The organism is Streptomyces siamensis, assembly GCF_039543605.1.
Taxonomy (GTDB): Bacteria; Actinomycetota; Actinomycetes; order Streptomycetales; family Streptomycetaceae; genus Streptomyces; species Streptomyces siamensis.
This window is the reverse complement of record NZ_BAABKB010000045.1, coordinates 208,903-233,618: the sequence shown is the minus strand read 5'-3', so window position 1 is coordinate 233,618 and position 24,716 is coordinate 208,903. Positions and strand designations below refer to the sequence as shown.

At 72.7% G+C, this 24,716-nt stretch carries 21 protein-coding genes and 2 pseudogenes; 7 read left to right on the top strand and 16 right to left on the bottom strand.

What is annotated here, in order from left to right; all coding sequences use genetic code 11:
* Positions 1-86: 86 nt before the first annotated feature.
* The 4 genes from ABEB03_RS41170 to pdxR form a co-directional block, all read right to left on the bottom strand.
* A complete protein-coding gene (locus ABEB03_RS41170; RefSeq protein WP_345658164.1) occupies positions 87-2,732 on the bottom strand; it encodes a DUF7824 domain-containing protein in 2,646 nt (881 codons plus the stop codon).
* Entirely contained in the window at positions 2,729-4,129 is a 1,401-nt protein-coding gene (locus tag ABEB03_RS41165; RefSeq protein ID WP_345658163.1) for an SWIM zinc finger family protein, read from the bottom strand. Before ABEB03_RS41165 ends, ABEB03_RS41170 begins: the two co-directional genes overlap by 4 nt.
* 329 nt (positions 4,130-4,458) lie before the next feature.
* On the bottom strand, positions 4,459-6,054 hold the full coding sequence (locus ABEB03_RS41160) for an alkaline phosphatase D family protein (RefSeq protein ID WP_345658162.1): 1,596 nt from the start codon (positions 6,052-6,054) through the stop codon (positions 4,459-4,461).
* 280 nt (positions 6,055-6,334) lie between these two features.
* Entirely contained in the window at positions 6,335-7,786 is a 1,452-nt protein-coding gene (gene pdxR / locus ABEB03_RS41155) for a MocR-like pyridoxine biosynthesis transcription factor PdxR (RefSeq protein ID WP_345658160.1), read from the bottom strand.
* On the opposite strand from pdxR, the pseudogene ABEB03_RS45570 reads away from it, so the two are divergent.
* Both ABEB03_RS45570 and ABEB03_RS45565 read left to right on the top strand, forming a co-directional pair.
* Positions 7,777-8,238 (top strand): annotated as a pseudogene (locus tag ABEB03_RS45570) (EamA family transporter); the annotation flags it as partial. The gene pdxR and the pseudogene ABEB03_RS45570 overlap by 10 nt on opposite strands.
* A gap of 213 nt (positions 8,239-8,451) precedes the next feature.
* Positions 8,452-8,622: pseudogene (locus ABEB03_RS45565) on the top strand (EamA family transporter); the annotation flags it as partial.
* A 93-nt stretch (positions 8,623-8,715) separates the two neighbouring features.
* Here ABEB03_RS45565 and ABEB03_RS41145 read toward each other — a convergent pair.
* The gene (locus tag ABEB03_RS41145) at positions 8,716-9,546 is read right to left on the bottom strand and encodes an alpha/beta fold hydrolase (protein WP_345658159.1); all 831 of its coding nucleotides are present in this window, start codon (positions 9,544-9,546) and stop codon (positions 8,716-8,718) included.
* A 403-nt stretch (positions 9,547-9,949) separates the two neighbouring features.
* Positions 9,950-10,603, bottom strand: coding sequence for an NADPH-dependent F420 reductase (locus tag ABEB03_RS41140; protein WP_345658157.1), 654 nt, complete (start codon positions 10,601-10,603; stop codon positions 9,950-9,952).
* A 113-nt stretch (positions 10,604-10,716) separates the two neighbouring features.
* Between ABEB03_RS41140 and ABEB03_RS41135 the strand changes: the two genes are divergently transcribed.
* Both ABEB03_RS41135 and ABEB03_RS41130 read left to right on the top strand, forming a co-directional pair.
* Positions 10,717-11,601, top strand: coding sequence for an RNA polymerase sigma-70 factor (locus ABEB03_RS41135; RefSeq protein WP_345658155.1), 885 nt, complete (start codon positions 10,717-10,719; stop codon positions 11,599-11,601).
* 314 nt (positions 11,602-11,915) lie between these two features.
* On the top strand, positions 11,916-12,677 hold the full coding sequence (locus ABEB03_RS41130; RefSeq protein ID WP_028800425.1) for a GntR family transcriptional regulator: 762 nt from the start codon (positions 11,916-11,918) through the stop codon (positions 12,675-12,677).
* Between the two features lie 49 nt (positions 12,678-12,726).
* Here the strand turns inward: ABEB03_RS41130 and ABEB03_RS41125 are convergent, their stop codons facing one another.
* The 3 genes from ABEB03_RS41125 to ABEB03_RS41115 form a co-directional block, all read right to left on the bottom strand.
* Complete coding sequence (locus ABEB03_RS41125; RefSeq protein WP_345658153.1) at positions 12,727-13,884, bottom strand: ROK family transcriptional regulator; 1,158 nt, start codon at positions 13,882-13,884, stop codon at positions 12,727-12,729.
* Positions 13,885-13,982: 98 nt separating this feature from the next.
* Positions 13,983-14,645 carry a response regulator transcription factor gene (locus ABEB03_RS41120; protein ID WP_345658151.1) on the bottom strand — a complete coding sequence of 221 codons (663 nt, stop codon included), beginning with the start codon at positions 14,643-14,645 and terminating at the stop codon, positions 13,983-13,985.
* Positions 14,646-14,659: 14 nt separating this feature from the next.
* Complete coding sequence (locus ABEB03_RS41115; RefSeq protein ID WP_345658150.1) at positions 14,660-15,826, bottom strand: sensor histidine kinase; 1,167 nt, start codon at positions 15,824-15,826, stop codon at positions 14,660-14,662.
* Between the two features lie 108 nt (positions 15,827-15,934).
* On the opposite strand from ABEB03_RS41115, the gene ABEB03_RS41110 reads away from it, so the two are divergent.
* From ABEB03_RS41110 to ABEB03_RS41100, 3 genes are read left to right on the top strand one after another with little or no spacing between them, the layout of a single operon-like run.
* Positions 15,935-16,870 (top strand): ABC transporter ATP-binding protein, encoded by a 936-nt coding sequence (locus ABEB03_RS41110; RefSeq protein ID WP_345658148.1) that lies wholly within the window; start codon positions 15,935-15,937, stop codon positions 16,868-16,870.
* Positions 16,871-16,872: 2 nt separating this feature from the next.
* Positions 16,873-17,595, top strand: a complete 723-nt coding sequence (locus tag ABEB03_RS41105) for an ABC transporter permease (RefSeq protein WP_345658147.1) — start codon at positions 16,873-16,875, stop codon at positions 17,593-17,595.
* A 41-nt stretch (positions 17,596-17,636) separates the two neighbouring features.
* Positions 17,637-18,080 carry a hypothetical protein gene (locus ABEB03_RS41100; RefSeq protein WP_345658146.1) on the top strand — a complete coding sequence of 148 codons (444 nt, stop codon included), beginning with the start codon at positions 17,637-17,639 and terminating at the stop codon, positions 18,078-18,080.
* A gap of 45 nt (positions 18,081-18,125) precedes the next feature.
* On the opposite strand, the gene mug is transcribed toward ABEB03_RS41100, so the two are convergent.
* The 7 genes from mug to ABEB03_RS41065 all read right to left on the bottom strand — a co-directional run bounded on the left by mug (position 18,126) and on the right by ABEB03_RS41065 (position 24,647).
* Positions 18,126-18,674 (bottom strand): G/U mismatch-specific DNA glycosylase, encoded by a 549-nt coding sequence (mug, locus tag ABEB03_RS41095; protein ID WP_345658250.1) that lies wholly within the window; start codon positions 18,672-18,674, stop codon positions 18,126-18,128.
* Positions 18,671-20,113, bottom strand: a complete 1,443-nt coding sequence (gene purB, locus ABEB03_RS41090) for an adenylosuccinate lyase (protein ID WP_345658145.1) — start codon at positions 20,111-20,113, stop codon at positions 18,671-18,673. The genes mug and purB overlap by 4 nt, the downstream gene beginning before the upstream one ends.
* Positions 20,114-20,172: 59 nt before the next feature.
* Complete coding sequence (locus ABEB03_RS41085) at positions 20,173-20,523, bottom strand: DUF4326 domain-containing protein (RefSeq protein WP_345658144.1); 351 nt, start codon at positions 20,521-20,523, stop codon at positions 20,173-20,175.
* Positions 20,524-20,583: 60 nt separating this feature from the next.
* Positions 20,584-21,366 carry an SGNH/GDSL hydrolase family protein gene (locus ABEB03_RS41080; RefSeq protein ID WP_345658143.1) on the bottom strand — a complete coding sequence of 261 codons (783 nt, stop codon included), beginning with the start codon at positions 21,364-21,366 and terminating at the stop codon, positions 20,584-20,586.
* A 299-nt stretch (positions 21,367-21,665) separates the two neighbouring features.
* A complete protein-coding gene (locus ABEB03_RS41075) occupies positions 21,666-22,679 on the bottom strand; it encodes a hemolysin family protein (RefSeq protein ID WP_345658142.1) in 1,014 nt (337 codons plus the stop codon).
* Positions 22,676-24,001 carry a hemolysin family protein gene (locus ABEB03_RS41070; protein WP_345658141.1) on the bottom strand — a complete coding sequence of 442 codons (1,326 nt, stop codon included), beginning with the start codon at positions 23,999-24,001 and terminating at the stop codon, positions 22,676-22,678. Before ABEB03_RS41070 ends, ABEB03_RS41075 begins: the two co-directional genes overlap by 4 nt.
* A 220-nt stretch (positions 24,002-24,221) precedes the next feature.
* Positions 24,222-24,647 carry a GNAT family N-acetyltransferase gene (locus tag ABEB03_RS41065; RefSeq protein WP_345658140.1) on the bottom strand — a complete coding sequence of 142 codons (426 nt, stop codon included), beginning with the start codon at positions 24,645-24,647 and terminating at the stop codon, positions 24,222-24,224.
* Between the last annotated feature and the right edge of the window lie 69 nt (positions 24,648-24,716).

The following is a 24,716-nucleotide window of genomic DNA, read 5'->3' as shown; positions in this document are numbered from 1 at the left end:
GACCGCTCGTGTTCCGCACTGGTCACGGGACTCGTCGGAGGCGGTGGGTCCCCCTCGGGTCATGCCGCCGACGGGCCGGTCCTACGTCAGGCGGCTGCCTCCTGCGTCAGCGCGATCCGTAGGCGGCGGGCCTGGGAGACCAGCCGCGACGAGCCGCGCCGCCCGGCGGCCCGGGCGAGATGTGCCAGATCGCCGCGTGCCCCCGACCGCTCGGCGCAGTCCGCGGCGACCGCCAGCAGGTCCCCGAGCCCGCGCGTGGCACTGCCGCCCTTACCGTCCGTCGCGAGGTCGGCCAGCAGGATCGGCAGCGCGTCACGGAGCACCGACCACACGGTGGCGTACGCGCCGGTCGCCGCCGCGGTGCGTATCGACTCGGCGAGCCGCAGCGGCTTCACACAACCGCGGCGAACCAACTGGCCGAGATCGGCGCCGAGCCGCGCCGCGTCGAGCTGACCGCGCGCCGCCAGGACCAGCAGGGCGTCCACGGCGCACAGCCGGTCCTCCGGGTCGCGCGCCGCCAGCCCGTACGCCAGGCACAGATGCAGGGCCTCGCCCGCCTCGCCGTCGGCCTCGGCGAGCAGGGGCAGAATCGCCGCCTCCTTCCGGCTGTCGTCCACGGCGGCCGAGGCGAGGTCGCCGAGCACGCGGGCCGCCACCATCTCCCGCCGGCCGGGCAGCACCGCCGACCAGTGCTGCCGCTCCGCCCGGTCCCAGTGCGGGCAGTACGTGCGGTTCTTGAAGACGGACTGCGGACGTCCCAGCTGCCGGAACTCCGGCGGGAACTGCCCCTGTATCTCGTCGAGTTCGCCCAGCTCCAGCAGGATGCGGGCGCCCGCGGTCCGACGACGGCTCAGCGGGAGACGCGGGCCCTGCGCGGTGAGCCACTGGGCCAGCCGGTACCCCTCGGGTGTGCCGAGCGCCCGCGCCGCCGCGGCCGCCGGCGCCCCGTCGCCGTCCCGCCGGACACGCAGCAGCGCCTGGGCGAAGTCCGCCGCTCCCGGCCGGGCGTCGAGCCGCCGGTACTCGGCCAGACGCGCCACGAGTTCGTCCGGCTCCAGCAGTCCCGTCGACCAGCTGGGGGTGGCCAGCAGGAACGGCAGCGGATCGGTACGGATCCGATGAGCCACCTCCCACAGACGCGCGTCGAAGGCGCGGGACAGGGCACGGTGCGGGCAGTCGCCCCTGTCCGGCCTCTGCTGCACCGCCGCGTGGAGCGTGGCCGTCCGCACCCGCCCGAGCAGCGCCGCGAGGACGACCTCCAGGCCGTGGGGCGACTCCCGGAAGTAGCGGTCCACATGCGTGTCGGAGACGTCGGCGTCCAGCCACCAGCGCCGTGCGACAGCGGGGTGCAGGGCCTCCAGCAGTGCGTCCCGGTCGTCGTGGGCATGTCGGACCAGTCCGTCCAACGCGCGCTCGAACGTGGAGACGTCTCCGCCCGACGCCAGCAGGGCGCCGACCTCCTCGGCCACCTCCACCGCCGACCCTGGCGCCGGCGCCGGCCGTGAGCGCTCCGGGACAGGCGGCAGCACCTCCGTGTGGACCACCGGCGAGGAATCCACCACACCGGCGCCCAGCAGCCGCTCCGCCCGGGCGCGTGGCCCGGGACTCAACTCCGCCGCCAGCTCGGCGATCCGCTCACGGGCCCCGTCCGCACCGTCGAGCCGGGCGAAGTGCCGCTCCACGAGCTTGAGCGCGCGCTCCTGCACCTCCGTGTCCTGGTGCCCGAACGCCTGCGCCACCGCCGGCAGGAGGTCGGGCGCGCTCGACGGATCGCGCTTGAGTACCTTGCCCAACAGGATGAGCTGGGCCCGGACCAGCTTCTTCTCCGGCCTGAACAGCACCCTGGAGGTCATTTCGGCGAGCTGCCGGAGCGGCGACTCGCCGTCCAGGAAGAGGGAAGCCAGTACGGACTGGGCGTGCCAAGCCACCGGCGACGCCGCGTCGCAGGCCAGCGCCGTCCAGTCCGCCGACCGCTCCCGCTCCTCGTCCCGTGTCAGGTCGAGGCAGGTCAACAGGCGCAGGAACAACCGCTGGTCGGCGGTCGCTCCACCGCGCAGCAGCCTGGCCACGCAGGCGTCCACCATGGTCTTGCGGTCGAGGGCGCCTTCCCGGGTGAGCCGCGCGAGCGCGCTGTACCAGCTGTCCGGACCGTCTCCGAACAGCCAGCCGACCCGGCCGGTCACCTCCAGGGACTCGAAGAGGGCGGCGATCATGACCGGCAGATGCGGCTCCCGGCGGAGGCGCTCGACCACGGTGTCCCCCTGGTGCCACGCGCTCCCGATGTGCTCGAACCAGCCCGTCACATGGGCGTCGGTCGTCGGGATCTCGCAGCCCGACAGCCGCACCAGGCCCTCCGTCAACGCGTACGGCACCCGCGAGGTGACCGGCCGCCGCGCGAGCCGGTGAGCCACGTCGCCGAGCCATTCGGGCTCACGGTCGCCCAGGACGTGCAGGAGCACGCCGGGGGAGGCCTGGGACCAGCGCATGTCGGCCGCCGCGATCCAGGTGGCCGCCCCCGCGGCGCCCGTGTGACATGCCGCGCCGGCCGCGTGCAGCGCGGGATGGGCCTTGCGGGACGGGGCGCTCCACGGAGCGCCCCGCAACTCCTTGCGCAGCTCCTTCAACGCGGGCAGGCACGCCCGCCGTTCGGCATCCGTCATCCCGCCCAAGAGGCCGGTGACCTCGATCGTCTGCCCCGCCCGTACCGCTGTGACCAGTGCCTCGCGACTCATCGCACACCCCCGCCGATCCGCATCTCCCGCTGCTCCGTCGCGCTTCCCCGCCGCACCATGCGCACCGCCAGCGCGTGCTTGCACGGTCCGCGTCCTCCCCGGTACCTGGCCCACCACAGGCAGGAGCAGCTCAGTGTCCCCGCGTCGTCGCGCACCCGGTGGACATGGCCGTCCTCGGCGGTCACCGTGCCGAGTGCGCCGTCCAGGGCGACCGCACCCGCGGCGACCAGGGCCCGCGCCGACCGCAGCCTCGGATTGTGACGCTCCACCCGCTCGGCGTCGTACGGCAGTTCGCGGTGGAAGTACGCCGCCTCCGCCGTGTCGTACCCCACGCGGCCCGAGGTGCCGAGGCGGACCAGCGCGGCGCGCACCCGCTCGGCCGGCAGGCCGGAGGCGGCGGCCAGTTCTCCCACGTCGACGCGCGGCTCCCAGGCCAGCAGCACGGCGATCAACTCCGCGTCCTCGGCGGCCTCGTCGGTCGCGAGGGCGTCCAGCACCCCGCCTTCCCCGGAGAACCCGCGAGCGGAGTCGGGCGACAGCGTCAGCGTCAGCCGCATCCCCGGCAGGACGACCTCCCAGGCCGCGGCGCTGGTGTCGCCGGTCACCGGAGGGCCGTACACCCGCAGCGCCGACGCGTGGCGCAGGACCCGCTGGAGGGCGATCAGGCGCTCCGGGCCGGGCAGGCACACCGCCCCGGGCACCGGGCGGGTCGTGGGCCGCAGGCCGCGCCCCGCCGGCACCACCCACTGGGCTCCACGCGAAGCTCCGCGCGCGGTGCCGCGCGGCAGCGAGCGCAGGAAACGCACTGTCTCGGCCGCCGGCAGCTCGGCCCGCAGGTCGAAACCGGCCGCTGTCACCTGGGCCTCGGCGAACCCCCGCAACCAGCGGTCCGGCAGCGGCACCTTCTTCTCGACGACGGGGCCGTCCAGCGTGGTCACCGTCATGTCGTCGGGGCCGACCCGCAGGTGCAGCGGATCGTCCGTGCCGATGCGGGAAAGTGCTTCGCGCAGCGGGTTGTTGACGTCGACATTGGTCGTGCCGTGGCCGACCTCGCCGCCGTCGAGACCCGGCGTCAGGACGTCCAGGCGCGCGTACACACCGCCGCAGCCGGAGAAGGACTCGAAGCGGAGCCGATCGCCGTTGCCCGTGACCACCGGGTCCAGGGACGCGCCCAACTGCCGCTGGTAGTACCGGGCCGCGGCGACGTCGGCCACCGCCAGAAGCCCGGCCGCAGCGACCTGAGGGGAGGTCAGGAAGCCCGCGAAGAAGCGCGGGTGAGCCTGGAGCCCCATGGGCGTCGCGCCCTGCGAGGTCTCAAGTCCCAGCCGCCGTCCGCCCGGTGCGGACTCCAGCGCGGAGGGTCGGGTGTAGGCCACGGCCTGGAAAGATCGCGTCATGGAAAAACCGTAGAGGTGACCACTGACAATCGGCTCTGACCTGCGTGTACTTGCGGACGGTCCGAGCTGGGCCGCGCCGACCGACCACCGGCGCGCCGCGCCGCGCCGGGCCGCGTCGGTCGAGGCAGGCCGAGCCACGCCGCGCCGGGCCGGGCCGAGGTGAGTCGCGCCCAGCCACGCCGCGCCGGGCCGAAGTGAGCCGCGCCGCGCCGAGCCCGGTCGACCTGTGCCACGCCGGGGCGGTCCGCACGGAAGGCGGGCGGGCCGCGCACCGGGGGATGACTCCGGTGCGCGGCCCGCCCGTTCGAGGGTACGGGAGTCGCGAGACCCTACTGGCCCACGCGCCCCGGCTGGAGCACCTGCGTGAACAGCACGGTCCCGTCCTGCTCCCGCAGCCGTACCGTGAGCTCGCCGTTGTCTCCGTCGATGTCGACCTCGCCGAAGAACTGGTAGCCGCCCGCGGGCGACACGTTCGACGCGGTCGGTGCCTTCACGAACACCCGCTCCGGACCGAACGTGCCGTCCAGCGCGCTCGCCGGGAAGGCTCCGGCGTTGAGAGGCCCGGACACGAACTCCCAGAACGGCTCGAAGTCGGTGAAGGCCGCCCGCGACGGCTGGTAGTGCTGCGCCGACGTGTGGTGCACATCGGCGGTCAGCCAGACGGTACCGGTGATCCTCCGGTGCTTGACGAACCGCAGCAGCTCCGCGATCTGCAACTCGCGTCCGAGAGGCGCGCCGGGGTCGCCCTGTGCCACGGCCTCGATGTTCGGCTTCCCCTCGGTCGTGTCCGGCACGACCAGGCCGAGCGGCATGTCGGAGGCGATCACCTTCCACACCGCGCGCGACCGCGACAGCTCGCGCTTGAGCCACTCCAGCTGCTCGGCGCCGAGGATGCCCTGCGGGTCGGTGGTCTGGGTGTCGGGCGAGTTGGCGTTGCGGTAGGTCCTCATGTCGAGCACGAAGACGTCCAGGAGCGGACCGTGGCGCATGACCCGGTACACGCGGCCGTCCTTGTCGCCCGGCCGCAGCGTGGAGAGCGGGAAGTACTCGCTGAACGCGCGACGGGCACGAGCGGCCAGCACGTCGACGCTCTTCTCCGTGTAGCGCGTGTCCGAGGCCGCGATCACCTCGCCGGGGTACCAGTTGTTGCGCACCTCGTGGTCGTCCCACTGGATGATCGACGGCACCTGCGCGTTGAAGCGCTTCAGGTTCTCGTCCAGCAGGTTGTAGCGGAAGTTGCCGCGGAACTCGGCCAGGGACTCGGCGACCTTGGACTTCTCCTCGGTCGTGATGTTCCGCCAGGTGCTGCCGTCGGGGAGCGTCGCGGTCGCCGCGATCGGTCCGTCGGCGTAGATGTTGTCGCCGCTGCACAGGAAGAAGTCCGGATCGAGCCGGGCCATGGCGTCGTAGATGCGGTAGCCGCCGATGTCGGGGTTGATGCCCCAGCCCTGTCCCGCCAGGTCGCCCGACCACAGGAAGCGCACGCCACGCCGCCGTCCGGCGGGCGTCGTGCGGAAGGTGCCGGTCACCGGTTCGCCGGTGCGCCGCGGGTCGTCGGGGTCCGCGAGCAGGACGCGGTAGTGGATCTGCTCGCCGGCGGGCAGCCCGCGCAGCCGGGTGGTCCCCGTGAAGTCCGTGTCCGCGCCGAGCAGCGGTCCTCGCCATCTGCGGGAATGGCGGAACGACTCGGTCGCCGACGTCTCGACGATCATCCGCGCGGGGCGGTCGGAGCGGACCCACACGAGGCCGGAGTCGGCGGTCACGTCGCCCGCCTGGACGCCCCACCCTGCCTTGGGCCGTCCGGACAGGGCGAACGCCGGTGCCGAGCCGAGCGCGGTGGGCAGGGCGAGCGCCGCGGACGCGGCGAGGGAGCCGCGCAGCACGCTGCGACGACCGGGGAAGTGGCTGGGCGGACGGTGCGACATGAATGCGCCTCCTGGGACGGATCCGGCCGGTGTGCAGTGCCACAACTACTGGTGCGCCGCAGCGCACACGGAAACCACAAGTGAACAACTGGCCCCAGGGGCAGGGGAACCGCCGTTCCGGGCATGTGGACACCCGTGGGCATCGCGGAACGCGACGGGACCTCCAGGGCCGGTCGCGGGCGGCGGGTCCGTGGGCTCCAGCGCGCCGGGGCAGGTGCACTCGTGGGCGGAAGGTCCGCGTGCGCTCGTGCGCGGCGGGACGGGGAACGCGCCGAGTCGATCAGTCGCGTACCGCGTCCGCCATCAGGGCCACCCCGTCGCGGATCCGCGCGGGCGACAGGTGGGCGTACCCCAGCACCAGCCGCAAGCCGTCCTCGACCGCCGTCCCGTACTGCGCCAGCGGACGCACCGCCACCCCCGCCGCGCGGGTGCGTTCCAGGAAACGGTCGAGTGGCCCGTACCGCTCGGGCAGCGCCGCGATGGCGTGGAGACCGGCCGCGACGCCCGACACCTTCGCACCGGGAAAGTACGCCGCCAGCGCGGTCACGAGGGCGTCGCGCCGTTCCCGGTAGGCGCGCTGGCAGCGCCGGAGCTGCCGGTCGTAGTCCCCGCGCTCCAGGAAGCGGGCGAGGAGCGCCTGGTCGAGGACCGGGTTCCCCAGATCCATCGTGCGCTTGCGTTCGACGACCTCCTCACGGAGCGAGGCCGGTACGAGCAGCCAGCCGAGCCGCAGGCCCGGGGCGAGGGACTTGCTGACCGACCCGGTGTAGGCGACGTGCCCCGGGTCGAGCCCCTGGAGGGCGCCCACGGGAGCACGGTCGTAGCGGAAGTCCCCGTCGTAGTCGTCCTCGATCACGAGCCCGTCCACCGAGCGTGCCCAGTCGAGGAGTTCGGTGCGGCGCCGGGCCGAGCAGGCGATGCCCGTGGGGAACTGATGAGCCGGCGTCGTCACCACCGCCCGCACCCCCGAGGCCTTCAGCGGGCCGACGGCCAGTCCTTCGTCGTCGAGCGGCAGCGGTACGGTGCCGATGCCGGCCGAGGCGTACAGCGCACCGTGCTCGGGACTGCCCGGGTCCTCCACGCCGACGGTGCGCAGACCGCGCGCGTGCAGCACGAGTCCGAGCAGGGCCATGGCCTGCGCCACTCCTGATACCACGACGATCCGTTCCGGGTCGGCGACCACGCCGCGACGCCGGGCGAGCAGCTCGGCGAGCGCGGTGCGCAGCCGGGGCAGCCCGCGCGGATCGGGGTAACCCAGGGCGTGGTGCGGCAGTTCGGCCAGCACGCCGCGGTGCGCCGCCGCCCACGCGGCGCGCGGGAACAGCGACAGGTCGGGCGTACCGGGCACGAAGTCGGCCCGCGTCCCGGAGCTCCGCGGGGCCAGGTCACGCGCGCGGGGACCGGCCGCCCGGACGGCGTCGCCGACCCAGGTCCCGGCACCCCGGTCGCTGCGCAGGTAGCCCTCGGCGGTCAACTGCTCGTACGCCTCGGTGACCAGGCCCCGTGACACGCCGAGGTCCGCGGCGAGCTCGCGGCTCGACGGCAGCCGGGTCCCCGGAGCGAGTCGGCCGGTGCGGACCGCCTCACGGAGCGCCGCCTGAAGGGTGCGGCCACGCGCGCGTGCGGGGGCCGAAGCGGCCGGAAGGAGCAGTTCCCAGGCGGCCGCCCAGGGAGCGCCGTCCGACGGCCCGGGCCCCGCCGGTCCGCTGCGATTGGTCCCCGATGACGTCATGGAAGTGGACCTTAAACCGGACCACGCGCCTTCATAGCGTCGCCCTCATGAACCCCACCACCGCCCGAGGCGCCCTGCTCGCCGCCTTCGCCTGTGTCCTCGTCGGAGGCTCCTTCACCGCCAACAGCGTCCTGGGCCACTACCCGTACGCGGGTGGTCAGTTCCTGCGTTACGCACTGGCCTGCCTGCTATTGTCGCCCCTGGTCGGCCGGGGCTCCATCGCGCGACTGCGCTCCCTCGGCGCGCGTCGGTGGAGCCGTCTCGCACTGCTCGCTGCCGTCGGCATGGTCGGATTCAACCTCGCGGTGATCGCCGCCGAACGGACGGCGGAACCCGCGGTCCCGGGCGTCTTCGTGGGCTGTGCCCCGGTCGTCGTGGCGGTCGTCGTGCCCCTCCGGGAGGGACGCCGCCCCCGACGCCGCGTCCTGTGCGGGGCGTTGCTCGTGGCACTGGGCGCCTTCACCGTCCAGGGATGGGGCCGTACGGACGCCGCGGGCATTGCCTACTCCGTGGGCGCGCTGTGTGGCGAGGTGGGCTTCGCGGTCCTGGCCGTACCCGTGCTGCGGCCGCTGGGGCCACGGCTGTTGTCGGCCACCGTCTGCGGGGTCGCCGCCGTCGAGTCGGCCGTGGCGGGGCTGCTCACGGGCGGCAGCGCGTGGCTGCGGGTGCCGGACGCCACCGAGACCGCCGCGCTGCTGTGGCAGGCGGCGGTCGTCACGGTCGTCGGGTTCGTGTGCTGGTACATGGGCATGCAGCGCATCGGCGCGGAGCGCGCGACCCTGTTCTCCGGCCTCATCCCCGTCGCGGCTGCGTGCAGCGCGCCGCTCATCGGCGCGGGCAGCTACGGAGCCGCGCAGGCCGTCGGAAGCGGCCTGGTGGGCGCCGGAGTCGCCCTCGGCTCCGGCGTCCTGGCCTTCGTCGGCCGCCGGTCAGCGGCTGCCGTCGAGGATGACGCGGGCGACGAGCGCGGGATCGTCGTTCATCGGGACGTGTCCGCAACCGGGCAGCCGCACCAGACGGGCACGCGGAATGATGTGCTTGGCGCGGATCCCCTGGCGGCGCACCAGCAGCCGGTCACGGCTGCCCCAGGCCACGGTGACGGGAAGGCCCGGGACGTCGTCCGTGAACTGGACCGTGGTTCCCGCCCTGAGGGTCTCGGCGAATCCCTCGGCGTGGGCCAGCGCCAGGGTCTCGGCGACGACGGCCTCGGGTGAACGGCGCCCCGGCCGGGCGTAGATGGTGCTCGTCAGCGCCGCCCGTCCGGCGGCCGTCCGCGACAGCCGCTCGACCACCGGGAGCGGCAGCCGCCGGGCCCCCTGCCGCATGGCGCTGAGCACCCCGAACGCGTAGCGCCGCTCGACCGGCGACCAGAAGCCGGCGGGCGAGAGCGCCGTGACAGACCGTACGAGCTTCTCGCGGCCCAGCTCCAGGGCAAGCAGCCCGCCGAGCGAGTTGCCCGCCACGTGCGGCCGTTCGATGCCGAGCGCCTCACAGAGCGCGCCCAGCGCGGGCACCACCGTCGACAGGTCGTAGGTGAGCCCGTCGGGCAGCGCCGGGGAGTCTCCGAAGCCGGGCAGGTCGACGGCTATGACGTCACGTTCGGCGGCCAGGATGTGGAGCACCGGGTCCCACGCCTGCCGGTGGTGACCGATCCCGTGCAGCAGCAGGAGCGGTTCACCGGTGCCCACGCGCGCGTAGGAGACCGTGACGGTCCTGGGGCCGCGCGAGGTGGGGAGGCTGAACGAGACCGTGGCGGACATGGGGCTGCTCCTCGTCTGGGACGCATGGGACACGCTGACGGACAGTCTTGTAGACAGCTTGTCAGCAACTGCTACCGACGGGTAGCCCCCGCGCCGAGAACCCTGGCACCCGGACGCGCGGACTCCCGGACGCTCGGACGTTCGGACTTGCGGACACGGGGACCCGCGGACACACGGATCCTGGCGGTGGTGCGAGGTCTTGACGGCGGCGCGGGGCCGCGTGGACGCCTCCACACGGCCCCGCGGTGGGCGAACCGACCTCCGCGCACCCCCGCGGGGACGTACCGAGTGAGCGCGGTACGCGCGCGTGGCCGGTGCCGTGGCCCACGCGCGCGTACCGTCCAGGCGCGCGCCCTCGCGTCCCGGACCCGTCACGCCCGCGCGGCCCGCGCGTTCATCACCCTCAACGTGCCCTGCGCACCTCTACGTTGAACTCGGGGTGCCCGATGTGCTGGAACAGGGTCAGCCACAGCGGCAGCATCATCTCCGCGGCCCGGGCCGTGCGGATGCCGCCGAGGTCGATGACGCGGTGCGGAGGCCAGCCGAACTCCCCGAGCAGCGCCGTCACCTGCTCCTTCGCGCTCTGGTCCTCACCGGACACGAAGATCTGGTGCTCCCCGGGCACCATCGCCGGGTCCACCATCAGATAGCAGTTGATCGTGTTCAGGCTCTTCACCACGCGCGTGTTCGGGAAGGCCCGCTGGATCTGCTCACCCACGCTGTCCGACTCGACCGGGGCCAGACGCACCTGCCCCTCCTCGAAGGCGATGGGGTTGGACACGTCGAGGACGATCTTCCCGTCCAGATGCTCCTCGTCGACGGAACGCAGCACGGTCAGGGCCACCCGCCCGCCCACCGCGTTCACGACGACCTCGCCGAAGGCCGCCGCCTCCGCGAACGTACCGTGGCCCGCGCCGGGGCCCATGCTGTCGGCCCACTCCACGGCCGCCGGATTGTCCTTCACCCGCGAACCCAACGACACCTCGTGACCCAGTTCGATCAGCTTGCCGCCGAGGGTGCGCCCCACTTCGCCCGTGCCCAGAACCGCGTACCGCATCGTCACTCCTCCAGGGTCGGGGCCGCCGGCCACCGGTGGCCCGCGGGTCATTCTGCTCCGGCGGTGACCGATTCCGCCTGGACATGAGGGGATGCGTCGGGTGGGATGGAGCCGTGGCACCCGACACGGCGACCGACGTCTTCGAAGAGCACCGCCCCCTGCTGACGGGGGTGGCCTACCGCATGCTCGGCAGGGTCGCCGACGCGGAGGACGTGGTGCAGGAGGCCTGGCTGCGCTGGTCCGGTGCCGACCGCTCGGACGTGCGCGAGCCCCGCGGCTATCTGGTGCGCGTCACCACCCGGCTCGCCATCGACCGGCTGCGCCAAGTGCAGTCGCGCAAAGAGGCGTACGTGGGGCCGTGGCTTCCCGAGCCGTACGTCACGCACTTCGCGGACACCGTCCCCGACAGCGCGGAGCGGGCCGTCCTCGCCGACTCGGTCTCGCTCGCCGTCCTCGTCGTCCTGGAGTCCCTCTCGCCCCTGGAACGGGCCGTTTTCGTGCTCAGGGAGGCGTTCGGCTACCCGTACGCGGACATCGCCGCCGTCCTCGACCGCGAGGAGCCCGCGGTGCGCCAACTCGCGGGCCGGGCGCGCAGGCACGTCGACGAACGCCGGCCGCGGTACGAGGTCGACCCCGCCGAACGCCGTGACCTCACCGAGCGGTTCCTCGCCGCCGCCGCGGACGGCGACCTGGAAGGGCTCATGGCCATGCTCGCCCCCGACGTCCGCCTCGTCGGCGACAGCGGCGGGCTGTCGCAGGCTCCGCTGCGCATCATCGAGTCCGCCGACAAGGTGGGGCGGTTCCTGCACGGCGCCGCGAAGAAGGGCGTACCGCACGTCTCGTTCCGCTTCCTGGAGGTCAACGGCGGCCCCGCGCTCGTGATCATGTCCGGTACGAAGCCCGACAGTGTCTTCCAACTGGACGTCGTGGACGGCCGGATCCAGTGCATCTACATCATGCGCAACCCGGAGAAGCTGCTGACGCTCGACGTCGCATGAGCCGCACCCGCGGCTGAGCCGCCGTGGGCCGGGCTCGGCGGCCCGTGTCGGCGCGCACCGTCCGGATCGCCCCTGTACGTGCTCGAGAGCCCCCGTCCTCTGGACGGGGGCTTTCGGCGTCGTGTCCGGAAGATCACCCCGTGAGAACGCCCCGTGAACGCTCTGCGGCAACGCGCCTGTGCACTGCGTAAGGGATCGAGGATTGGTCTTGACCAAGGGTGGGGGCGGGCCTATCGTCGCAGAGATAGTGCAAGAACCTTTAATAAACAAGGGCGCTAAAACGCCGCCGGGCCACGGCGATTGCGGAGGACAGGGTGGGGACCACGCAGTTGGAATCGGTGCCGGAGCCTAAGTACTGGCATCTCAAGACCGTGCTCAGTGAGGCGCTGGACTCCGAGTTCTCGGTCGGCGAGATCCTGCCCAACGAACGTGACCTGGCAGCCCGCTTCGGCGTCGCCCGGGCCACCCTGCGGCAGGCCCTCGAACAGCTCGAACTGGAAGGCAGGCTCCAGCGCCGCCGTGGTGTCGGCACCACCGTCGCGCCGCCGCGCGTGGGCGTGGCCGTGGGATCCGAACAGCACACCTGGCCGGGTGCGGCCGGCGACGCGTGGCAGGCCACGGACTGCACGGTGGCGGCGCCGCCCGCTTCGGTGGCCGGCATCCTGGAGACGGCACACGGCGAACAGGTCCACACGGTGCGCCGCTCCCGGGTGACCCACGGCCAGCAGGTCGCCGCCGAGCTGCTCTACGTGCCGGCGTCCTCGGTCCCGGACCTGTCGGCCATAGACGCGCCCTCGGGTGCGGCACGCGCGCGTGCCGTGCTGCGCGAGCTCCAGCGGCTGGACCTGGAGAACCAGGACCGGGCGGTGGAGCTCGGCTCGGCGCGCGCGGACGACGCCAAGGAGCTGGACCGGCTCCCCGGAGCTCCCGTGCTCGTCGTCACGACCCGGTTCTTCGCCGAGGGGCGTACCGCCGCGGTCTCGGTCGCCACGTACCGGGCCGACACCTGCCGGCTGACCTTCGGCGACTCCGGTGGGGTCGAGATACACCACGACCCGGAGCGCCGCGCCTCCTGAGCCGCGCGTCGCGCCCCGGTCACGCCCGGGGCGTGGCGCGCTTCGCGGGTCAGCGGCGCGCCGTCACGGTGCCCTCGACCGCGAACAGCTGCTCCTCCACGTGATCGAGGGCCAGCCGCAGGGCACCCGTCGCCACGGCGGCCTCGCCCAGCATCGACAGCGTCACCTTCGGCGGGCGCAGACAGTACCGTGCCAACTCGCGCCGCAGCGGCTCCAGTACACCGTCCAGCCCGGCCGCCCAGCCGCCGATGACGACCAGTTCGGGGTCGAGGGCGAGGACGAGCGCCGCCACGTCGTGCACCAGGCGCTGGATGAAACGGTCGACGGCCGCGCGGGCCCGCTGGTCGCCGTTTCGCGCGAGGGCGAAGACCTCGGCCACGGCCTGCTCGTCCAGCGGGTGCAAGGGCTCGTCCGTCGTGGACAGCAGGGTCTCCGGCGTGACGTCGCGCCCCAGCAGATGCAGCGCGCCGATCTCGCCGGCCGCGCCCCCGTACCCGCGGTGCAGCCGACCGCCGATCAGCGACCCGGCGCCCGGACTCAGTCCCGCGAGGACGAACACCACGTCGTCGGACTCGGTGGCCGCGCCCTTCCAGTGCTCGGCGACCGCTGCCGTGTTGGCGTCGTTCTCGACCAGCACCGGGCACTTGAAGGAACGGCTCAGCCGCTCGCCCAGCCGCAGGCCCGTCCACTCGGGCAACGCCGTGCCCAGCCGCACGGTGCCGTCCGCCTCGACGATCCCGGGGCTGCCCACGCCGACCGCACGCAGGGAGTTGCGGGAGACGCCCGCCCGGCGCAGCAGCTCCGCGACGGCCACCCGCAGCCGTTCGAGCCGCTCGTCCGCGGAAGCGGTCTCTTCGACGTCCTTCGCCATGGCCCCCATGACCCGGCCGTCCAGGTCGGCGAGGAGCGCGGCGACCCGGTGCGGGCCGATCTCCAGGCCCAGCAGATGGCCGGCCTCGGCCCGGAAGCGGAACCTGCGCGCCGGACGCCCCTGGCGCCGTGCGGCGCCTTCCTCGGCCGCCTTCTCGACGACGAGCCCGTTCTCGATGAGGCCCTCGACGACGCCTTCGACCGTCGGCCGGGACAGTCCGGTCACCCGGGTGATCTCGGTGAGGGTCGCGCAGTCCGTGGCGCGCAGTGCGTGCAGCACCACCGCGGAATTGATCCTTCGCAGCAGCGAGGGGTCCCCGCCGGTCAACCGCCCCAACGTCCGTCCTCCCAGCTCGCGCGCGTGTTGGGCGGATCGTACTCGGCGGGGCGCACCTCGGCGAGTGCCGGGACCCCTTCACCGCACGCGCGTCGTGATCAGCCCGGTGCCACGAACCCCGATTCGTACGCCGCGATGACCGCCTGGGTGCGGTCCCGGGCCCCCAGCTTCGCCAGTACGGCACTGACGTGGGACTTCACCGTCTCGGTGCCGACGGTCAGCCGTGCGGCGATCTCCGCGTTCGACAGACCCCTGGCCATCAGGCGCAGGACCTCCGCCTCCCGCTCGGTCAGCGCGGCCCGCTCCATGGCGGCCCGGGCGGCGGGATTGCCCGAGGTGTCGCCGTACTCGGCGGCCAACTGCCTTACGGAGGCAGGGAACAGCAGCGACTCGCCCTCGGCGACCAGTCGCACCGCGTGCACGATCTCGGCAGGCCGCGCCCGCTTGAGGAGGAACCCGTCGGCTCCCGCGCGCAGCGCCTCGTAGACGTACTCGTCGTTCTCGAACGTCGTCACCACGAGGATCTTCGGCGGATCGCTCACCGTGCGCAGCACCGCGCGCGTCGCCTCGATGCCGTCCAGGAGGGGCATACGGACGTCCATGGCGACCACGTCGGGACGCAGCTGCCGCACCAGGGGGATCACCGCGGCACCGTCCGCCGCCTCCCCGACGACCTCGATGTCGGGCTGCGCCTCCAGGACGGCGCGCAGACCCGCGCGTACGAGGGGTTCGTCGTCGACGAGGAGAACGGTGACCGGCATCCGGCCAGCCTAGATCAACTCAGCGGCAGCTCTACATGCACCTGCCATTCGCCCTGGTCCGGACCCGTCCGCGCGCGGCCGCCGAGCAGCGCGGCCCGCTCCCGTATGCCCCGCAGCCCGCTGCCCCGGCCGGGCCCCGGTATGTCCGAGGTCAGCAGATTGCGGACCTCCAGCTCCAGCGACTCGTCCCGGACTTCGACACGCACCTGGACGGGGACGCTGCCCGCGTGCCGCAACACGTTGGTGAGCGACTCCTGGAGGATGCGGTAACCCTCCCGGGACACCGGACCGGGCACCGTGTCCAACGGGCCCGTCACCTCGGCGTCGACCTTGGCCCCGGACGCGCGCGCCGACTCCAGGAGCCGGTCGGCGTCGGCCAGCGTGGGGCGGCTGCTCACCGGCCGCTCCGCCTCCCGCAACACCCCCAGCACGCGCTCCAGGTCCTCCAGGGCGGCACGGCCCGTGTCCTCGATGGCCGCCAGCGCTCGCTCGGTGAAGGCGGGGTCACCTGCCGCGCGGGCCGCTCCGGCCTGGACCACCGCGACGGTCAGCGCGTGCCCGATCGAGTCGTGGAGTTCGCGGGCGATGCGATTGCGCTCCAGCAGCTGCTCGGTGCGCTCCTCCAGCGCCGCGAGCCGTTCGGCGGGGGAGGGGCCGAGGAGACGGCGCGCGATCAGTGCGATCAGCTCGCCGAGACCGACGATCGTGCCGTACAGCGCGAGCAGCGGCAACGGGGCGAGCAGCGCGTACGCCCAGTGCGGATCGGCATGGAGCGTCACGATCGGGGTGTCGATCGTGACCGGTCGGAACGAAGCCTCGGTGAGGACGAGCACCGACACCGGCAGCCAGACGGTGGCGAACGCCGTGATCCACCCGAGGACCATGCGGGCCTCCAGCCAGAGCACGGTCCGCAGCCGGTCGCGCCAGGTGACCGCGGGCGAGACGGAGAAGGCCGACTCCGGGGTGTCCCGCTCGCCGGGCGCCAGCATGTAGCGCGCCTGTACTCCCTCACCCCGGCGCACGGCAGGGATCAGTCCCAGCGGGACGAGCAGGGCGGCCGGCACCCACGGCTTCGACATGTCGATGAACATCCACACGGAGACGAACAGCATCGGCACCCACAGGTGCAGCAGTCGTGTGTACGTCGTCCCCCGGACCAGCGGGCGCAGAAAGCGGGCCATCGCGTCATCGTGCCAGGAGCCACTGACAACGGACCTCCCCCGAGCGGGGGAGACGTTCTCCACCGGCGGGGGAGGCCCTACCCGGTCGGCACCGGCCACGCTGTCGCCATGACCAGCATCGACGTCCAGGACCTGACCAAGGAGTACGGCACCAAGCGCGCCGTGGACCACCTCACCTTCAGCGTTCTCCCGGGCCGTGTCACGGGATTCCTCGGTCCCAACGGCGCCGGAAAGTCCACCACCATGCGGCTCGTGCTCGGCCTCGACCGGCCCACGTCCGGCACCGCCACCGTCGGAGGCCGTGCCTACGCCACGCTCGACGAGCCGCTGCGCCACGTGGGCGCCCTGCTCGACGCGCAGGCCGCACACGGTTCGCGGACCGCCCGCGACCATCTGAGGGCGCTCGCCGCGAGCAACCGCATCCCCGAACGCCGGGTGGACGAGGTGCTGGAGCAGTCGGGACTCGGCTCCGTGGCCCGGCGCCGGGTCAAGACCTACTCCCTGGGGATGCGTCAGCGCCTCGGCATCGCGGCCGCCCTCCTGGGGGACCCGCCCGTGGTGCTGCTCGACGAGCCGTCGAACGGGCTCGACCCCGAAGGGATCATCTGGATCCGGGAGTTGCTGCGCGAGCTGGCCCGCGAGGGCCGCACCGTCCTCGTCTCCAGCCATCTCATGAACGAGACCGCGTCCTTCGCCGACCACCTCGTGGTCCTCGGCCGCGGCCGGCTCCTCGCGGACATGCCCATGCGGGAGTTCATCCACGCGCGCGTGCAGCCCCGGGTGCGGGTGCGCACCACGGACACAGCCGCGCTGGGCGACCTGTTCGCCCGGCACGGCATCGAGGCCGTCGAGGGCGAGGACGGCCGCTGGACGGCCTTCGACGCACGCGTGGAGGACATCGGCCGCCTCACCTCGGCAGCGCACCTCCCGATCCTCGAACTCGCCTCGGAGGAGGCCACGTTGGAACAGGCCTATCTGGATCTGACGGGCGCCGAGACCGAATTCGCCGCCACCCCGACCGCGCCGCAGACCCAGGAGGCCTGACCATGACGTTCGCACCCGCACTCCGCTCGGAATTGATCAAGATCCGTACGCTGCGGTCGCTCCTGTGGGGGCTGGCCTCCGTCCTCCTCGCGACCGCCGCCTTCTCCGCACTCGCCGGACTGGACGACTCCGGGGAGGAGTTCGACCCGCTGTTCTCCACGTTCTTCGGCGTCAGCTTCGGACAGATCGCGGCGATCACCTTCGGCGCGCAGGCGGTCTCGGCGGAATTCCAAGGAGGTGCCCTGCGCCTCTCGCTCGCCGCGGTTCCCGACCGTGTGCGGTGGTTCGCGGCCAAGGCCGTGGCCGTGGGCGGCCCCGCCCTCGTGATCGGTCTGGTCTCCGGGGGCGTGAGCATGGTCGTGGGCACGGCGGTGCTCGGCTCCAGGGCGAACACGCTCACGTGGGGCGAGGAACTGCGCGGCGCTGTCGGCTGCGGCGTCTATCTGGCGCTGATGGCCCTCTTCGCGGCGGGAATCGCGGCCGTCCTGCGCAGTGGAGTCGCAACATTGAGCATCCTGATCCCGTTCCTCCTGATCGTGTCCTTCGTCGTCGGCGGAGCGTCGGGCACCGTGGCGGACTTCCTGCCGGACAAGGCGGGCCAAGTGGTGCTGCATGAGACGTGGGACGGCGCCCTCGGCCCCTGGACGGGCCTCGGCGTCACGGCGCTCTGGGCGGCGGGGGCCCTGGCGGCCGGAGCGTGGAGCATGCGCCGCCGGGACGCCTGACGGGACGCCAATTGTCAGTGGCAGCCGCTTTACTGGATGTCATGACCAGCGCGCAGCACCTCGCCACGATCGAGCGGCTGTGCTCCGCGGACTTCCCGGCGGAGCACGGCCGGTCGGACGTCGGCACCGCAGGACCCGGTTACCACATAGCCGAACTGGCGACGAGCGAGGACTTCTGGGAGGACGACGGCACGGCGTGGGAGGAGACGGAGGAGCAGTACGAGGCGGACCGTGACGGTCTGTCGGAGCTGCTCAGCCGCCGCTGGGGAGCACCTCAGCGGGTCAGCCTGAGGAGTGTGTTCGGGCGGACGGCGAGCGGCGAGGACATACCCGAGCCGTGGGGCGACCTGAGTTCGCACGTGCCGGACGTGCACCTGTGGAAGGCCGATCACCACGACCGCTGGGTGGCCCTCGGGGTCTCCCAGTGGGACAAGGAGCTGCCGTTCCAGCTCCTCGCCGTCATCACGGAGATCGACCCGCCCTGACCCGTCCGACCCGTCATCCCTCGGACCCGTCACTCCTCCGACCCGTCACCCCTCGGCGGCGGCCTCCCGCAGCCGGGCGTACTCCTCGGCCATCGTCGCCGCCGTCCAATGAGCGTTGAGCCCACTGGGGTTGGGCAGCACCCACACGCGACTGTCTCCGAACGTCCGTTCCTGCGGCCCCACCCGGGCCCCGCGCTCACCGAACGCGGCCCGGTAGGCGGTCACGCCCACCACGGCCAGCCACCGCGGCCGCAGCCGCTCCACCTTGGCGGCCAGCAGCAGCCCGCCCTCGCGGTACTCGTCGGCACTGAGCTCGTCGGCACGGGCGGTGGCCCGCGCCACCACATTGGTGATGCCGAGCCCGTAGGACAGCAGCTCCTGCTGCTCCGCCGGCTTCATCAGCCGGGGAGTGAAGCCGGAAAGGTGCAGCACGGGCCAGAAGCGGTTGCCGGGGCGGGCGAAGTGGTGACCCGTCGCGGCCGTCATCAGACCCGGATTGATACCGCAGAACAGCACGTCGAGGCCGTCCGCGACGACATCCGGCACCAGCCGGTCGCGGGCGGCCTCGAGGTCCGCGGGTGTGAGCCGTGTCAGAGGATCGCTCCCGGCGTGTAGCCGGCGGCCTCCGGGTGCTGCTTCACGATCTCCTCGACCCGGCCCACGACGACGGCGACCTGGTCGGCCGCGGCACCGGTGAAGGACAGCTTGTCCGCCATCAGCTCGTCGAGCTGGGCGCGGCCGAGCGGGATGCGCTCGTCCGCGGCGAGCTTGTCGAGCAGTTCGTTGCGCTCGGCACCCTGCTCCCGCATGGCGAGGGCGGAGGCGACGGCGTTCTCCTTGATGGCCTCGTGCGCGACCTCGCGGCCGACGCCCGCGCGCACCGCGCCCATCAGGACCTTCGTCGTCGCGAGGAACGGCAGGTAGCGGTCCAGCTCGCGGGCGACGACGGCCGGGAACGCACCGAACTCGTCGAGCACGGTGAGGAAGGTCTCCAGCAGGCCGTCCAGCGCGAAGAAGGCGTCGGGCAGCGCGACCCGGCGCACCACGGAACAGGACACGTCGCCCTCGTTCCACTGGTCGCCCGCCAGCTCGCCGGTCATCGACGCGTAGCCGCGCAGGATGACCATCAGGCCGTTGACGCGCTCGCAGGAGCGGGTGTTCATCTTGTGCGGCATCGCCGAGGAACCCACCTGGCCCGGCTTGAAGCCCTCCGTGACCAGCTCGTGTCCGGCCATCAGACGGATCGTCTTGGCCAGCGAGGACGGGGACGCCGCCAGCTGCACGAGAGCCGTCACGACCTCGTAGTCGAGGGAGCGCGGGTAGACCTGGCCGACGGAGGTGAAGGCCTGCGAGAAGCCGAGGTGCCCGGCGATGCGCTGCTCGAGGTCCGCGAGCTTCGCCGCGTCCCCGCCCAGCAGGTCGAGCATGTCCTGCGCCGTACCGACCGGGCCCTTGATGCCACGCAGCGGGTAGCGGCCGATCAGCTCCTCGACCCGGGCGTACGCGACCAGGAGCTCGTCCGTGGCGGTCGCGAAACGCTTGCCGAGGGTGGTCGCCTGAGCGGCCACATTGTGCGAGCGGCCGGCCATGACCAGCTCGGCGTACTCGCCGGCGAGCTTGCCGAGACGCGCCAGCACGGCCACCGTGCGGTCGCGCATCAGCTCCAGCGACAGCCGGATCTGCAGCTGCTCGACGTTCTCGGTCAGGTCGCGGGAGGTCATGCCCTTGTGCACGTGCTCGTGCCCGGCGAGGTCGTTGAACTCCTCGATCCGCGCCTTCACGTCGTGGCGGGTGATCTTCTCGCGCTCGGCGATCGACGCGAGGTCGACCTGGTCGAGGACACGCTCGTAGTCGGCGATGGCGGCGTCCGGAACCTCGATCCCGAGGTCCTTCTGGGCCCGCAGCACGGCCAGCCAGAGCTGACGCTCCAGCTTGACCTTCTGCTCGGGGGACCAGAGCGTGGCGAGCTCGGCGGAGGCATAGCGTCCGGCGAGGACGTTGGGGATACGGGGCTTTGCAGGCGCAGCAGTCACGTGTACGGATTCTACTGGCGATTCCTGCAGGCCAGAGCCGCGGGGTTGTTCGTGGGAAGCTACGAGTCCGGCGCCGACCCGTCCGCGATCTCGGCCAGGATGTCGCCGTGGCAGAGCTCGGGAGCGCACCAGCAGGCCAGCGTCTTCCCGCGCAGTGCCGGAACCAGCTCCAGCAGCTCGGGTCGTTCCAGCAGATAGGCCCGGTACTTCACCATCACCTCGGCGCGGGTGCCGTCGCGCCGCTTGGTGGCGGTGTCGGGCGCGAACGGGTTGTACAGCGGGTGCTGCGGAAGGTCCCAATGGCCCATGGTCCAGCGGCGGCCCACGTAGACGAGATCGTCGGGGGCGGTTTCCAGCCGGGGACCGAACTCGCGGATGTGGCCCTTCAGGTTGATCACGGTCGTGGGCACGGGGCTCCCTTCAGCGGTACGTCTCCTGTGTACCCCACGGCGCCGTCCTGGCGTCGGCGGCTATGCCGCCGGACCCTCGTACGGCAGCAGTTCCGGCCGCTTCGCAGGGCGACCGTCGCCGGAGGACCGGCCGGTCAGCCGGCGTCCGATCCACGGCAGCAGGTGCTGCTTGGCGAACCGCGCGTCGGCGGTGCGCCGGGCGAGCCAGCGCGGCGGGGCCGTGGCCGCCATCGGCGTCCGCCAGGCGGTGTCCTCCGGCTCGTGGCCGAGGGTCTGCCACACGGCTTCCGCGACCCTGCGGTGCCCCTCGGGCGTCAGGTGGAGCCGGTCCACGTCCCACAGACGGGGGTCGGCGAGCGACGGCGCTCCGTAGAGGTCCACCACGAGCGCGCCGTGCCGTGCCGCGAGGTCGTCGACACAGGCGAAGAGTTCCTCCATGCGGGGCCGGAAGCGTTCCAGCACCGGACCGTTGCGGCCCGGGCTGCGCATCAGCACCAGCTGTTCGCAGGCGGGGGCCAGCCGCTCCACGGCCTCCTCCAGGAGACCGCGGACACGCCCCATGTCGACCTTGGGCCGCAGCGTGTCGTTGAGCCCGCCGACCAGGGTGATGACGTCGGGCCGCATCGCGGCTGCCACGTCCACCTGCTCGTCGACGATCTGCTTGATGAGCTTGCCGCGCACCGCGAGGTTGGCGTACCGGAAGCCGGGCGTTCGGGCCGCCATGCGGCTCGCGAGGAGATCGGCCCATCCGCGGTACGAACCGTCGGGCAGAAGGTCCGACATTCCCTCGGTGAAGGAGTCCCCGACCGCGACGAGGCTGGTGTAGGTGGCATTTGTTTGCATGGCGTCAAAGATGGTAACCCGGTCACATACTTGTCGGTCGGTCGGGCCGTCGCCCCCCGCCCCACCTCGACCGGAGACGCGTGGCGCACGTCTCTCCGGGAGCCGCCTTTCGGGGCGAACGCCCAGGAGGACGCGCCCCACGTTCGGACCGCGGAGCCGCCCCCGGGGTGCGTCCGGGCGCCGGGGGCCCCGACGCCGCGGGAAGCCCCGGCGCGTCGGAGCGCACGGCGCGCCCGCCCGCGCACGGCCCGGGCCGGTGCCACCACCGGGGTCCGGGACGGCCCGCCCGGGGGTGTCCGCTAGGCCGGCTGACCGAACAGTTCTCGCAGTACGTCCTCCATCGTGACCAGCCCCGCGAGCCGCCCGTCACTGCCCATGACGGCCGCGAGATGCGTACGGCTGCGCCGCATGGCCGTGAGGACGTCGTCGAGCGGAGTGGTCTCGCGGACCCGCGCGATGGACCGCATGTCCTGCACGCGGAACGGCAGGTCGCGCGGTGTCGCGTCGAGCGCGTCCTTGACGTGCAGGTAGCCCACGATGCGACGGCCGTCGTCGACGACGGGGAAGCGGGAGAAGCCCGACTCGGCGGACAGCCGCTCCAGCTGCTCCGGGGTGACGCCCACGCGCGCGTAGACGACGCGTTCCAAGGGCAGCACCACGTCGCACACCGGTCGGCGGCCGAGCTCCAGGGCATCGTGCAGCCGCTCCTTGGCGCGGTCGTCGATGAGCCCCGCGGCGCCGGAGTCCTGCACCAGCCGGGCCAGCTCGTCGTCGGAGAAGGTCGCGGAGACCTCGTCCTTCGCCTCCACCCGCAACAGCTTGAGCAGCCCGTTCGCGAAGGCGTTGACCGTGAAGATCACCGGGCGCAGCGCCCGGGAGAGAGCGACCAGCGGCGGGCCGAGCAGCAATGCCGTGCGCACCGGCTCCGCGAGCGCGATGTTCTTCGGCACCATCTCGCCGAGCAGCATGTGCAGATACGTCGCGAGGGTCAGCGCGATGACGAACGAGACCGCGTGACCTGCGCTCGACGACACGCCCATGGCGTGGAACGCGGGCTCCAGCAGGTGTGCGATGGCGGGCTCGGCGACGATGCCGAGGACCAGCGTGCACAGGGTGATGCCCAGCTGCGCGGCGGCGAGCAGTGCCGACACGTGCTCCAGTCCCCACAGCACGCTGCGGGCCCGCCGGTCGCCCTGCTCGGCGTGCGGCTCGATCTGGCTGCGGCGCACCGAGATCAGCGCGAACTCGGCGCCCACGAAGAAGGCGTTCACGACGAGTGTCGCGAGGCCGATCAGCAGTTGTACGGCGGTCATCGCGCCCCCTCCTCCTGGTCGCTCGGCGCGTGCATCAGTACCCGGGCGGCGCGCCGCCCGGAGGCGTCCACCACGTCGAGCCGCCAGTCGGCGACCTCGACGGTGTCGCCGACGGCGGGAATGCGGCCGAGCTCGGCGGCGACGAAGCCGGCGAGCGTCTCGTACGGGCCCTCGGGCACCCGCAGCCCGACCCGAGCGAGCTGGTCGATGCGGGCGGAGCCGTCGGCGGAGTACAGCTCGTGGCCGTCCTCGTCCTGGCCGACCGGGGCGAGGTCGGGTGTCTCGTGCGGGTCGTGCTCGTCGCGCACCTCGCCGACGACCTCCTCGACGATGTCCTCCAGGGTGGCGACCCCGGCCGTCCCGCCGTACTCGTCGATGACCACGGCCATGGTGCGCTTGCCGGCCAGCCGGTCGAGCAGCCGCTCGACGGTCAGCGATTCGGGGACGAGGAGGGGCTCGCGCACGATCTGGGAGACGGACGTCTGCGCGCGACGCTCGGCCGGCACGGTCAGCACGTCCTTGATGTGCGCGACGCCGACGACCGAGTCGAGGCTGCCGCGGTACACGGGGAAGCGGGACAGGCCCGTGGCCCGGGTCACGTTCGCCACGTCCTCGGCGGTCGCCTGGACGTCCAGCGCGATGACCTGGACGCGCGGGGTCATCACGTTCTCCGCGGTCAGGTCGGCCAGGTTCAGCGTGCGTACGAAGAGCTCGGCGGTGTCCGCCTCGAGGGCGCCCTGCTTGGCGGAGTGCCGGGCGAGTGCCACCAGCTCCTGCGGACCGCGCGCGGAGGCCAGCTCCTCGGCGGGTTCGAGGCCGAAGCGGCGTACGACACGGTTGGCCGTGTTGTTCAGGTGCGTGATGAACGGGCGGAACGCGGCGCTGAACCAGCGCTGCGGCGTCGCCACCCGCTTGGCCACGGCGAGGGGGGAGGAGATCGCCCAGTTCTTGGGCACGAGCTCGCCGACGACCATCAGGAAGATCGTCGACAGGGCCGTACCGATGACCAGGGCCACCGACTGCGACGCGGAGGGGGAGATGCCGACGGCCTCCAGGGGACCCGCGATCAGTTTCGCGATCGAGGATTCCGAGAGCATGCCGACCACCAGGTTGGTGACGGTGATGCCGAGCTGGGCGCCGGAGAGCTGGAAGGTGAGGTTCCGTACGGCCTTGAGGGCGCCGGACGCACCGCGTTCACCGCGCTCCACGGCGCGCTCCAGCTCGCTGCGCTCCACGGTGGTCAGCGAGAACTCCGCCGCGACGAAGGCGCCACAGGCGAGGGACAGCAGCACCGCCACCAGGAGGAGGAGCACTTCGGTCATCGGGTCACCTCCGTCCCATGGTCGGCCAGGGACGGGAGGACCGCGCGACGTCGGCGGTCGCCGTGCGGATCACGGCATCTGCTACTGGGAGGCTCGCCCATGGGCGGACGCTCACACCTTTCATGTGTCATCGGATGATCGAGTGATCTTCCAATGGTAAAGGACGGGCAAAGTGTTCCGGTCGGGGGGTTCCCGGGCGGCGGCGCCCCGGCCGCACCTCTCAGCCGGAGAGCGGCTTCACCCAGCGCCGCCAGTGTTCCTCGGACCGGTACCCGGCCGCGCGCCAGACATGGTGCGCGGTCTCGTTCCGCTGAAGCACCATGGCATCCCCGCGCCGCCCTCCGAGCCGTACGAAGCGTTCCTCCGCGGCCGCGAGGAGCGCGGAGCCGATGCCCAGCCGGCGCCGCTGCGGGTGCACCGCCAGCCGGTACAGATGGCACCGCCACCCGTCGAAGCCCGCGATCACCGTGCCGACGAGTTCTCCGTCGTGCTCGGCGAGGATCAGCGCCTCCGGGTCGCGGGCCACCAGTCGTTCGACGCCGTCCCGGTCGTCGCTGATGCTCGTCCCCTCCGCGGCCACCTTCCAGAAGCCCAGCACGGCGTCGACGTCGGCGGGCGCGGCGGCCCGTATCCGCAGCTCAGTCATGCGGCGATCCCATCACCCGGTCCGGACGATGGCACGGAATTCCATCATCCGGACGCCGCCGTGGCCGAG